Genomic DNA, 11771 nt, shown 5'->3' with positions numbered 1-11771 from the left:
CTAGCGTTCACGCGAACGCCCTCACCCGCGGGCCGCGCACCAGGAGTCGACATGACCACCGAGGCAACCGTCGTCTTCGTCACCGTGGTGGCGCTGCGCTTCCTCGTGCCGTTGCTCATCCCGAAGTTCCCGCTGCCGGCCATCCTCGCGTGCCTGGTGATCGACGGTATCGACCAGACGATCTTCCAGACGTTCGGGTTCGACCCGCCCGGGTACCAGAACTACGACAAGGCGATGGACGTCTACTACCTCGCCATCGCCTTCCTGTCCTCGATGCAGAACTGGACGCACAGCGGGGCCGTGCGGATCTCCCGGTTCCTGTTCTTCTACCGGATGATCGGCGTGATGGCCTTCGAGCTGACCGGCACGCGGGCCCTGCTCCTCATCTTCCCCAACACGTTCGAGTACTTCTTCATCGCCTACGAGGTGATCAGGCTGCGCTGGGACCCGCGCCGGTTCAGCACGCGGTTCTGGATCCTCACCGCCGCCGCGATCTGGATCTTCGTCAAGCTGCCGCAGGAGTACTGGATCCACATCGCCCAGCTCGACTTCACCGACACCTGGAAGGAGGTGTCCTGGTTCGCCCCGCTCATCATCACCGCCGTGCTGGTCGGGCTCGCCATCCTCTGGTTCGTCGTGCGTCCCCGCCTCCTGGCGCCGGACTGGGCCTGGCGCGTCGCCGCCGACCCGCTGCCGGAGGAGATCGACACCGCCGCCGAGCGCGACGCCTGGGTCGCGGCCAACGTCACGGTGTGGTCGTGGTGGACTCTGGAGAAGGTCGTGCTCATCGGCCTGCTGTCGACGATCTACGCCCGGATCCTGCCCGGCCTGGAGACCTCCGACCTGCGGATGTTCGTCGGCATCGGCGCCTACGTCGTCGTCAACTCGGCGATCTCGCTGCTCGTCGCCCGTCGCGTGGGCAGCCGCGAGGGCCTCGCCGCCGCATTCTTCGCCCGGTCACTGACGAACGTCGGGCTCGTCCTGGTGGCCAGGCTCATCCTCGGCGGCAACGCCCTGGACGTGGGGGCCACGCTGTTCTTCGTGCTCCTGCTCTCCCTGCTCGTCACGATGCACGACCGGTTCGCACCGGTCGGCGCGGTGCGTGCGGAACACCACCGCGCCGACCCGGAGCCGGCACCCGCGGTCAGGGCCTGAGCGCCCCGGAGGGCTCGATCCGGCGCAGCCACCCGTGCGGGTCGGGCGCTGCGCCGGTCTGCACGGCCAGCAGCCGCTCACGCAGCGAGGCGGTGACCGGGCCGGTGCCTCCGTCGCCGATCGTCCACTCCGCGTCGCCGCGACGCACCCGACCCACGGGCGTCAGCACGGCTGCGGTGCCGCACGCGAACGCCTCTGTCATCGCCCCGGACCGGACGTCGGCCTCCCACTCGTCGATGGAGATGCGCCGCTCCTCCACCGGGTAGCCGAGGTCGCGGGCGATGGCGAGCAGGGAGTCGCGGGTGATGCCCGGCAGCAGGGTGCCCGTGAGCTCGGGGGTGACGATGCGCGGCACGTCCCCGCCGTAGACGAAGAGCAGGTTCATGCCGCCCAGCTCCTCGATCCACCGCCGCTCGACGGCGTCGAGGAAGACCACCTGGTCGCACCCGTGCTCGGCCGCCTCGGCCTGCGCGGCCAGTCCGGCCGCGTAGTTCGCCGCGCACTTCGCCGCGCCGGTGCCGCCGGGAGCCGCCCGCACGAAGTGGTCCGCCACCCACACCGAGACCGGCTTCAACCCGCGCGGGAAGTAGTCGGCCGCGACGAACGCGGTGAGCACGAACAGGCACTCATCCGACGGCCGGACGACGAGCTCGGGCTCGCTGGCGAACAGCAGCGGCCGGATGTACAGGGTGTGCCCCGGCGCCGTCGGCACCCACTCGTGGTCGTGGGCGACGAGCAGGTCGACGGCGTCGACGAAGACGTCCACGGGAAGCTCGGGCAGGCAGAGCCGGCGCGAGCTGTCCTGGAACCGTCGGGCGTTGGCCTCGGGCCGGAAGGCCGCGACCGACCCGTCGGCACCGCGGTAGACCTTGAACCCCTCGAACACCGACTGGCCGTAGTGCAGCGCCGAGGTCGCGGGGTCCAGGACGAGTGGCCCGTAGGGCGTGAGACGAGCGTCCTGCCAGCCGCCGTCGCGGGTCCAGCGGATCGTCAGCATGTGCTCGGAGAAGACCCTCCCGAACCCGGGCTCGCGCATGCGTTCCGCCCGCTCGGCCGCTGTCAGGGGGTGCTCCGTGTGCTCGACGTCGATCGGCAGACCGCCGATGGTGGTCCGCTCCACTGCTGCGGTCGTCATGCTTCCGGCCCCCCTGTGGCGCCGGCCGCTGCCGCCTTCTCGGCGATGAGGGCGTCGATGCCGAACACGGCGTCGAGTCCGGCGCCGTCCGCGAACGCCGCCTGCCACTCGTCCTCGCGGGCCCCGACGGCGCGGGTGCGCTCGACGACCTCGGCCAGCCCGCCGGCGCGCACGACGACGACGCCGCTGCGGTCGGCCCGCACGACGTCCCCGGGGTGCACGGCGACGCCGCCGCACTGGATCGGCACGTTGAGGGCCCCGGGACCGACGTTCGAGCCGGTGGCCGGGTGGGCGCCACGGGCATGGACGGGCAGGCCCAGCGCCTCGAGGCCCTCGAGGTCACGCACGGCGGCGTCGGCGACGATGCCCGCACAGCCGTTGGCCAGCAGACGGCCACCGATGACGTCGCCGATGACCGCGGCATCCAACCGACCGCCGCCGTCGATGACGAGGACGTCGCCCGGCTGCACGAGGTCGGGTGACTTCAGGATGTAGAGGATGTCGCCCGGTGCCGTCCACAAGGTGACCGCAGGCCCGCAGATCTCGGTCGCCGCCACCATCGGCCCGATGCCGGGACCGACCACGGCGATGGGTCCGCCACCGTCGGCGATCTGGGTCGTGGGAAAGCGGGCGAGCTCGGCGACGAGCTCGGCGTCTGGACGAGGCGCCTCGGTGGTGATCGACCACGCCTGGGGGTGCCAACGGCTCATGCGGACCTCCTCATGGGGGTCCCGGGCGGGGTATCCGCCCGGGCGGGCTCATCCTCGCCCCGGTGGCAGTGCCCGACAAGGGTTGAGCCACCCCGCGGACAGCACGCGCTCAGATCTGGGCCGACTCCAGCTGGCCGAGCAGCTCCGGGGCCCGAGCGTCCAGACGGGCGCCCCCGACGACGACCCCGACGGCGAGGAGCCCCAGCCCGTACGCCGTGCCCACGACCAGCACCGCCCACCGGCCCACGGTCGTGCCCGAGGTGACCAACGCCAGGACAGCGGCGGGAGCCGTGAGCGCGATGGGGCCGATGAAGGAGATCAGAGCGGTCAGGCACCCCTGGGCCGCTCCCCCGGACGTCGCCGCGAACGGGTTGCCCCCGGTGCGCGGTGCGGTCCCCGGCAGGTACGCCCCGACGAGCACGGCCAGCCCGAGGCTGGCGAAGAAGGCGACGACGGTGACGGTGAGCCACGGCAGCGGCGACTGCACCACGCCCAGGGCCAGGCTCACGGCATACGTGAGGAGCACGACGGGCCCGAAGACCACGGTGGTCGCGAGCACCCGCCCGAGCCGGTCCTGCCAGCCCGGCACCCCGACGGCGACGTGCAGCCACCACGCAGGCCCGTCGAAGGCGAGGTCGTTCATGAGCGTCAACCCGGCGAACACAGCGAGCGACACCACCCCGGCACCCGCGAGGCCGGGCGTGTCCATGACGATCGACTGCGCGACGAAGAACACCGGGAGCACGGCCGTGCGCAGGGCGATCGACACGAGGCGGCTGTCCCGGTACCAGGCGCGGATGCGGCGCGCCGCGATGGTGGCCACCGGAGACGTGCCGAGCAGGGCGGGCAGGAACCGCCCGGCACCGATCCGTTGCCCACCCGAGCTCGTCAGCGGTGAGGTCAGCGTGCGCCGCAGCTGCCCCACCCACACCCACCAGAGCAGGGCGAGGAACCCCAGCGCGAGCAGCAGGTGCACCAGCGCCGCGCCCCACCGCCCGGTCGCGACGTCGAACGGCAGCCCCCAGGCCCAGCCGAAGGGCGTCCACGAGGCGATCCGGGCCGAGCGGGTCGCGTCGAACGAGCGCAGGTCCGCGCCGAGCGTGCCGGTGGTCAGCAACAGGTTGAGGGCCAGCGGCACCAGGGTCACGAGCGCGACGACGAAGGCGCCGAGGATCCGCCCGATGCGGCTCGTCATGACACCGGCCAGCGCGCTCGTCACCGCCCGTGACAGCAGCACCGCCGTCAGCACCCCCAGCACCGCCGCGACGAGCGCCGCGCCGGCCGTCGTCGGGCTCGACGCCCAGCTGCCCACCTGCGCGAGCGCCAACAGGCACAGCATCAGGGCGGGGATGCCGGTGAGCGCGGCGGCGAGCAGACCGCGCGCGAGCTCGGGCGCGCGCAGCGGGAGCACGGAGAAGCGGGCGGGATCCAGCAGGGAGTCGACACCCGTCGCGATGAGGCTGAGCACCGCCCACATCAGGGTGGCGACCGTGAACAGGGGGACGACGAGGGCGGTGATCCGCAGCGGCTGGGCCACGAGCAGCACGAGGCCCGGCCCGAGCGTGCCGACGACGGCGAGCGCCGCGAGGCCACCGATGATCGAGGACGTGAGCTGCAGGGTGCTGCGGCTCATCGCCGTGCGCCACATCGCGAGGCGCAGCCGCACGATGAGCCACGTCACGGCATCCGCCTCAGCCCAGCCACGACAGTTCGTCTCCGCCGACGTCGGAGGCACCGACGAGCTCGAGGAAGCGGTCGTGCAGCGACCCACCCCGGGTCAGGCCTGCGACGGTGTCCTCGGCCAGCACTCGCCCGCCGGCGATGACGGCGACCCGGTCGCACAGGCCCTCGACGAGCTCCATGACGTGGCTCGACATGACGACCGTGCCGCCACCGGCGACGTAGCGGCGCAGGATCGTGCGGATCGTCTGACCGGACACGGGGTCGACGGCCTCGAACGGCTCGTCGAGCACGAGCAGGCGCGGCGCGTGGATCAGCGCCGCCGCCAGGCTGATCTTCTTGACCATGCCAGCCGAGTAGTCGGCGACGACGGTGCTCGCGTCGTCGGCGAGGTCGAGCACCGCCAGCAGTTCGTCGGCACGGGCGGAGGTCACGTCGCGCGGCATCCGGCGCAACGCACCGACGTAGGACAGCAGCTCGCGCCCTGACAGCTGCTCGAACAGCCGCATGCCGTCGGGTGCGACACCCATGACCTCCTTCGCGGATGCCGGGTCGCGCCACACGTCGTGGCCCAGGACGTGCGCGGTGCCCCCGTCGGGGCGCAGCAGCCCGGTCGCCATCGACAGCGTCGTCGTCTTGCCCGCACCGTTGGGCCCCACGAGGCCGTAGAGCGAGCCACGAGGCACCGCGAGGGAGAGTCCGTGGACGACGCGACGCCCCCGGAACTCCTTGACCAGGCCGGCCAGTTCGAGCGCCGGCCGGTCCCCCGGCGGGTCAGTCACACACGGCACCCTGGCTGGCGCTGCCGACCAGGCGCCGGTACTTCGCGAGCACTCCGCGGGTGTACTTGGCCTCGGGGTGCGTCACGCCCTCGGCACGCCGGCGCTCGAGCTCGTCGTCGTCGACGAGCAGGTCGAGGCGACCGTTCGCGACGTCGAGTCGGATGCCGTCGCCGTCACGCACGTACGCGATCGGGCCCTCGTCGACGGCCTCGGGGGCGACGTGGCCGACGCACAGGCCGGTGGTGCCGCCGGAGAACCGACCGTCGGTGAGGAGCAGGACGTCCTTGCCCAGGCCGGCACCCTTGATCGCGCCGGTGACGGCGAGCATCTCGCGCATCCCGGGGCCGCCCTTGGGGCCTTCGTAACGGATGACGACGACGTCGCCGGCCGTCATGGTGCCGTCCTCGACGGCATCCATGGCGGCCCGCTCACCGTCGAAGACGCGCGCGGTGCCCTCGAAGACGTCGGAGTCGAAGCCGGCCGACTTCACGACGGCACCCTCGGGGGCCAGCGAGCCGGTGAGGATGGTGATGCCGCCGGTGCCGTGGATGGGTTCGGACATCGCCCGCAGCACCTTGCCGTCGACGTCCGGCGGGTTGATGTGGGCGAGGTTCTCGGCCATCGTCCTGCCGGTGACGGTGAGGCAGTCGCCGTGCAGCAGACCCGCGTCGAGCAGGGCGCGCATGACGACGGGCACGCCACCGACCCGGTCGACGTCGGTCATGACGTAGGACCCGAAGGGCTTGACGTCGGCGAGGTGGGGCACCTTGGCGCCGATCCGCGCGAAGTCGGAGAGCGAGAGGTCGACGTCGGCCTCGTGGGCGATCGCGAGCAGGTGGAGCACGGCGTTGGTCGAGCCACCGAAGGCCATGACGACGGCGATGGCGTTCTCGAACGCCTCCTTGGTCATGATGTCGCGGGCGGTGATGCCGCGGCGCAGCAGCTCGACGACGGCCTCACCGGACTTGCGGGCGAACCCGTCACGGCGGCGGTCGGTGGCCGGCGGGGCGGCCGAGCCGGGCAGGGACATGCCGATCGCCTCGGCCACGGAGGCCATCGTGTTGGCGGTGTACATGCCACCGCAGGCGCCTTCACCGGGGCAGATCGCGCGCTCGATGGCGTCGACGTCCTCGCGGCTCATCAGCCCCCGGGCACAGGCGCCGACGGCCTCGAACGCGTCGATGATCGTCACGGTGCGCTCTGAGCCGTCGGACATCTTCGCGATGCCGGGCAGGATCGACCCGGCGTAGAGGAACACCGAGGACAGGTCGAGGCGGGCGGCGGCCATGAGCATGCCGGGCAGCGACTTGTCGCACCCGGCGAGCAGCACCGAACCGTCGAGGCGCTCGGCCATCATGACCGTCTCGACCGAGTCGGCGATGATCTCGCGGCTGACGAGGGAGAAGTGCATGCCCTCGTGGCCCATCGAGATGCCGTCGCTCACCGAGATGGTGCCGAACTCGAGCGGGTAGCCGCCAGCGGCGTGCACCCCCTCCTTGACCGCCTTGGCCAGGCGGTCGAGCGAGAGGTTGCACGGGGTGATCTCGTTCCACGAGCTCGCGACCCCGATCTGCGGCTTGGCGAAGTCGTCGTCGCCGAGACCCACCGCGCGCAACATGCCGCGCGCTGCGGCCTTCTCGAGGCCGTCGGTGACGTCGCGGCTACGGGGCTTGATGTCCGGGGTCGAGGTCATGCACCCATCCTAGGGAGCGCACTCGGGTCAGGTCGCGAGGGTTCCGCGCACGACGCTGTCGCCCGAGTGTTGCGGGGCTGCGTCGAAGCCCTCACGGGAGATGTCGACGATGACGTAGCCCTGGTCGATCAGGGCCTGGTCGATGGCGAAGGTCTGCTCGGGGGCGTCTGGACGCAGCACCCCGATCGACACCATGCGCTCGAGGTCCTTGTTGATCAGCCACACCTCGAGGTACCCGTCGCGGGGGTCGATCGGCTCGGTGCGCACGGCGAGGTCGAGCTGGCCGTCGAGGCGAACGATGTCGGCCGACCCCTTGACCTGCCCGGTGTCGAGCGTGTCGAGACTGGTGCTGGCCACCGTGATCGGCGCGGGCGCCGGGTCCTCGCCCCCGAGCAGGCGACCACCGGCGATGCCGAGGAGTATTCCGGCGGCGGCGGCACCGGCCACCCACGCGAGGGGGATGCCGCCTCGCCTGCGGTTCTCGCGGCGCGTCGCGAGCTCGTCGGTCGGTGGCTGCGCGGTCGCGGGAGCGGCGACCGCGTGGTCGACCGCCGTAGGGGCGGCCGGCAGAGCGGCGACTGTCGCCGTCGGGGGCGCGGCGGCGGTCTCGGGGGCGTCGATCTCGGCGAGCACGGCATCCCACACGCTGGCGGGGGGCGCGATGAGAGCAGGGACGGGCTCGCGCAGCACGCTCAGGGTGGAGCGCAGCGCCGTCACCTCACGTGAGCACGGGGCACAGCCACCGACGTGTGCGGCGACGTCGTTCGGCGTCGACTCGCCGAGGGCCAGGGCGGCCAGCATGTCGTCATCAGGATGGGTCACGGTCCACCTCCTCCAGGCGGGTCCTCAGGTGCAGCAGTCCGCGGCGGACATGGCTCTTGACGGTGCCGAGGGGCATTGCGAGACGCTCGGCGATCTCGTCGTGGGTGCGGTCCTCGAGAAAGGCCATGCGCACGATCGTCCCCCGGGGCTCCCCGAGGCGCTCGAGCTCGTCGTGCAGCACGAGCCGGGTCGCGAGCAGGTCGTCCGGCGGTGGGGCGCTCTCGTCGGGCAGGGTGTTCTCCGCGACCGCCTGGGCGTCGCGCGCCAGCCGAGCGCGCTTGGCGTGGACGTCGGCGACCTTGTGGCGGGTGATGCCGACGAGCCACCCCGGCACGGTGCCCTTGTCGGGCCGCAGGGTGTGCCGGCTGTTCCACGCGGAGACGAACACCTGCTGGGTGACGTCCTCCGCGTCGTGGTGGTTGCCGAGGGAGCGCACGGCCAGGGTGTGGACGAGGGACGCCCAGCGAGCGTAGGCCTCCTCCAGCGCCTCCCGAGACCCGTCGCGCAGCCGTTCGGCGATGTCGTCCACGACGACCGCCTCGACCTGCTCCTCTGCTCGCACGGACCCCACGATAAACGGGATCGGCCGGTCAGGCCGACCCGGCGCACGCACCGCCTGCCATGGAAGGCGCGGCGGATCCATGGTGAGCTGGGTCATGCTGCACTCCTCTCGGCTTTCTCACGGGGTCATGACTGTCTCGACAGTGGTTCGCTGCCGACCGGCCCTGTGGATGCACCGTCACCGAGATTCGTTCAACCGCCAGTACCCCACCGCGAGGCTCGAGGCGACCGTGAGCCACACCGCGTACGGCCCGAGCACCCAAGCCGGCCAGCCGACCGTGCTCGCCGTGAGCGCCACGAGGGCCCAGGTGACCGCGGCAGCCAGGCTGAGCAGCGCGGCGGACCGACCCAGCCGGTGCCGGAGGTAGAAGGCCCTCGCCCACCCGAGCGCCAGCGCCACGCTGGCGCCGAACAGCACCATCCAGAGCACTCCCTCGCGCGGGGTGGCCCCGACGGTGACGGCCGTGCCGACCACCGCCATCGCGATGAAGTTCAGCGGCCAGACCACCCCGAACACCACGTCCGGCGGCTGCCACGCCGGACGAACCAGCGTGGTAGCCCAGGCGGACCCGGCTCCGGTCCACCGCACCGCGAGGACGGCGTACAGGCCGATCAGTGCGGCCAGGGTGACCCCGAGGCCGAACCGGGTGAGGGTCACGCCCCACCCACGGGCACCGGGCCTTCAGCACGATCAGTCGAGTCCGCGGCATCCGCGACCGAGGGGCGGGTGTCGACGCGCCGCGGCCACCAGAAGCGGTCACCGAGGATGAGCCCGATCGCCGGGACGAGCACGGTGCGCACCACGAGGGTGTCGAGGAGCACGCCCACGCAGATGATGACGCCGAGCTGGGCGAGCACGACGAGCGGCAGCACACCCAGGACCGCGAACACCGCGGCCAACAGGATGCCGGCGCTGGTGATGACACCACCGGTCGCCGCGAGGGCGCGCAACATGCCGCTGCGTGAGCCGTGGTCCTTGGCCTCCTCGGCGGCTCGGGTGATGAGGAAGATGTTGTAGTCCACGCCGAGGGCGACGAGGAAGACGAACGCGAGCAACGGCACACCGTCGTCGAGTCGCTCGAAGCCGAACACCTGGGTGAACAGCACCCACGACAGGCCGAGGCTGGCCATGTAGGTCGCGACCACCGTGGCGACGAGGATGATCGGCGCCACGACCGAGCGCAGCAGCGCAGCGAGCGAGACGAGCACGAGCGCGAGGATGATCGGGAAGATCACCAGACGGTCTCGGGCCGCGGATGCCGAGGCGTCCATGGCCTCGGCCTCGGTGCCACCGACGTGGGTGTCCGCCTGACCGGCCAGGGCCTCACGCAGTGCCGTGACCGTGGCCTCGGCCTCGTCGGACCCGGGGGCGGCGTCGATGACCGCGTCGATCTCGCTCACCCCGTTGCCGGAGGCGACGACCCGGGCGTCGCTGATGCCGTCGACGGCGGCGACGGCCGTGGCCGTGGCCTCCCCGTCACCGCGGGTCACCACGATGGTCGGGTCGGCAGCACCTGCGGGGAACGACTCTCCGAGGCGCTCGGCCGCGGCGATGGCCTCGGGCTTCTGCAGGAACTGGTCGGGGCCGTCGAGGCCGGTCTTGATCTGGGTGATGCCACCGGCCATGACGGCCAGCGCGAGCAGCGTGACGGTGACGAAACCGGCGGGCCGCTTCGCGACGGCGTCACCGATGCGGCGCCACAGCGAGTTGGCGTCGGCGAGACCGGCCTGGCCCACCTTCGGGACCTTGGGCCAGAAGATCCAGCGACCGAACACGACCAGGGCTGCGGGGAGCACGACGAGCACGAAGAAGGCCGCGACGACGACACCGACGGCACAGGCCAGGCCGAGCCCCCGGGTCGCGGGGAAGAGCGAGAGGAGCAGGGTGAGCAGGCCGATGACGACCGTGCTGGAGCTGGCGACGATCGCCTCGGTGGTGCGGCGCAGGGCGATCGCCATGGCCTCACGACGGTCCTCGGTGACCCGCAGCTGGTCGCGGTACCGGCTGATGAGCAGCAGGGCGTAGTCGGTGCCCGCACCGAACACGAGGACGGAGAGGATGCCGATCGTCGACTCGTCCCACAGGACGTCGAAGGCCGCCAGGGTGTGGGTCGCCGCCACCGCGGCGAGCTGGTCGGCGACACCGACGACAGTGAGCGGCACGAGCCACAGGACCGGGCTGCGGTAGGTGATGACGAGCAGGAGGGCGACGACGGATGCCGTCGCGGCGAGCAGGCGGAAGTTCGCCCCGTCGAAGACGGCCGCGAGGTCGGCCTGGATGGCGGCGGGGCCGGTGACCCGGGCTGTCAGGCCGTCCGGGAGGTCTGCCTTGGCTGCCTCCCGCAGGTCGCCGACGACCTCGGCGGTCTCGACTGCGTCACTCGTGTTCACGGGGATGAACACCGTGGCGGCAGTTCCGTCCTCCGCCACGGCGGGGGGAGCACCGGTCGCCCCCGGCAGCGTGCGTGCCCGTTCCTGGACGACGGCCAGCTGATCAGGGGTCAGGGCTGCGTCGCTGCTGTAGAGGACGACGGCCGCGGACCCCTCTGCCTCGGGCAGCTCGGCTCGAAGCTCGGCGGCGGCCTTGCTGTCGGTGCCGTCCGGCAGGGCCGCCACCGCGGTGGGCGGACCCTCGGCCTGCCCGACCACACCGATGATCGCGCCGGCGCCGAGGATGGCCACCAGCGCGAGGATGCCGGCCACCCACTTGCGCGTGATGGCGTGTGCAAGGTTGCCCATGTGTCCGCTCTCCCTTGATACCGTGCTGATTCAGTAGGTGATTCACCATGTTGCTAAGTAGGTGAGTGAGATTACGGAACCCCAAGCCCTTGATGCAAGTTTGTCTAACGTTGCTCCCGACGTCACGTCGGTGGTGCCGGGTTATCGGCAGTCACCTTCCCTCGTCGCCCTCCAGGAACTCGTCGACGTCGCCGGGCAGGTGCCCCACGAGGTGGCCCGCCAGGCTGGTCTGTCGGTCTCGGAACTGCACTCGCTGCGCCACCTGATGACCACCCCCATGGGTCCGGTCGAGCTGGCGCGTGAACTCGGGGTGACCTCCGCGGCATCCTCGGGGATCGTCGATCGCCTCGTCGGGCGCGGCCACGCCCAGCGCCGACCCCACCCGGACGACGGCCGACGCACCGAGGTCGTCATCACCGACTCGGGTCGCGTCGAGGTCCTCACCCGGCTCGCCCCGATGTTCCGAGGGCTCGCCGAGATCGACGCCTCCCTGA

At 71.9% G+C, this 11771-nt stretch carries 11 protein-coding genes; 2 read left to right on the top strand and 9 right to left on the bottom strand.

The annotated features are described in order from the left end of the window. The first annotated feature begins 51 nt into the window (after positions 1-51). Positions 52-1155 carry a hypothetical protein gene (locus tag PLL68_RS09065; protein WP_324533445.1) on the top strand — a complete coding sequence of 368 codons (1104 nt, stop codon included), beginning with the start codon at positions 52-54 and terminating at the stop codon, positions 1153-1155. Here PLL68_RS09065 and PLL68_RS09060 read toward each other — a convergent pair. The 9 genes from PLL68_RS09060 to PLL68_RS09020 form a co-directional block, all read right to left on the bottom strand. Then, on the bottom strand, positions 1145-2290 hold the full coding sequence (locus tag PLL68_RS09060) for a branched-chain amino acid aminotransferase (protein WP_324533444.1): 1146 nt from the start codon (positions 2288-2290) through the stop codon (positions 1145-1147). The two genes, PLL68_RS09065 and PLL68_RS09060, sit on opposite strands and share 11 nt — an antisense overlap. After that, positions 2287-3000 (bottom strand): RraA family protein, encoded by a 714-nt coding sequence (locus PLL68_RS09055; protein WP_324533443.1) that lies wholly within the window; start codon positions 2998-3000, stop codon positions 2287-2289. The genes PLL68_RS09060 and PLL68_RS09055 overlap by 4 nt, the downstream gene beginning before the upstream one ends. 109 nt (positions 3001-3109) lie before the next feature. Beyond that, positions 3110-4681, bottom strand: a complete 1572-nt coding sequence (locus PLL68_RS09050; protein ID WP_324533442.1) for a hypothetical protein — start codon at positions 4679-4681, stop codon at positions 3110-3112. 10 nt (positions 4682-4691) lie between these two features. Then, the gene (locus PLL68_RS09045) at positions 4692-5462 is read right to left on the bottom strand and encodes an ABC transporter ATP-binding protein (protein WP_324533441.1); all 771 of its coding nucleotides are present in this window, start codon (positions 5460-5462) and stop codon (positions 4692-4694) included. Next, positions 5455-7155 (bottom strand): dihydroxy-acid dehydratase, encoded by a 1701-nt coding sequence (gene ilvD, locus PLL68_RS09040; RefSeq protein ID WP_324533440.1) that lies wholly within the window; start codon positions 7153-7155, stop codon positions 5455-5457. The genes PLL68_RS09045 and ilvD overlap by 8 nt, the downstream gene beginning before the upstream one ends. A gap of 27 nt (positions 7156-7182) precedes the next feature. After that, a complete protein-coding gene (locus PLL68_RS09035; protein ID WP_324533439.1) occupies positions 7183-7977 on the bottom strand; it encodes an anti-sigma factor domain-containing protein in 795 nt (264 codons plus the stop codon). Beyond that, positions 7964-8539, bottom strand: coding sequence for an RNA polymerase sigma factor (locus tag PLL68_RS09030; protein WP_324533438.1), 576 nt, complete (start codon positions 8537-8539; stop codon positions 7964-7966). Before PLL68_RS09030 ends, PLL68_RS09035 begins: the two co-directional genes overlap by 14 nt. Positions 8540-8716: 177 nt before the next feature. Further along, positions 8717-9196, bottom strand: coding sequence for a TspO/MBR family protein (locus PLL68_RS09025; protein WP_324533437.1), 480 nt, complete (start codon positions 9194-9196; stop codon positions 8717-8719). Further along, on the bottom strand, positions 9193-11277 hold the full coding sequence (locus PLL68_RS09020; protein WP_324533436.1) for an MMPL family transporter: 2085 nt from the start codon (positions 11275-11277) through the stop codon (positions 9193-9195). The genes PLL68_RS09025 and PLL68_RS09020 overlap by 4 nt, the downstream gene beginning before the upstream one ends. Before the next feature lie 100 nt (positions 11278-11377). Between PLL68_RS09020 and PLL68_RS09015 the strand changes: the two genes are divergently transcribed. Next, positions 11378-11771: MarR family winged helix-turn-helix transcriptional regulator (locus PLL68_RS09015; RefSeq protein WP_324533435.1), on the top strand; the 394-nt coding region annotated here is incomplete at its 3' end.

It is taken from the genome of Ornithinibacter sp. (genome assembly GCF_035443565.1).
Lineage (GTDB): Bacteria > Actinomycetota > Actinomycetes > Actinomycetales > Dermatophilaceae > Fodinibacter.
The sequence above is the reverse complement of the archived record's forward strand: the minus strand, read 5'-3'. Positions and strand labels throughout refer to the sequence as shown.

Coding starts and splice junctions, on each gene's coding strand:
- PLL68_RS09065 (WP_324533445.1), top strand. CDS start 52: ATGACCACCGAGGCAACCGTCGTCTTCGTCACCGTGGTGGCGCTGCGC.
- PLL68_RS09060 (WP_324533444.1), bottom strand. CDS start 2,290: ATGACGACCGCAGCAGTGGAGCGGACCACCATCGGCGGTCTGCCGATC.
- PLL68_RS09055 (WP_324533443.1), bottom strand. CDS start 3,000: ATGAGCCGTTGGCACCCCCAGGCGTGGTCGATCACCACCGAGGCGCCT.
- ilvD (WP_324533440.1), bottom strand. CDS start 7,155: ATGACCTCGACCCCGGACATCAAGCCCCGTAGCCGCGACGTCACCGAC.
- PLL68_RS09020 (WP_324533436.1), bottom strand. CDS start 11,277: ATGGGCAACCTTGCACACGCCATCACGCGCAAGTGGGTGGCCGGCATC.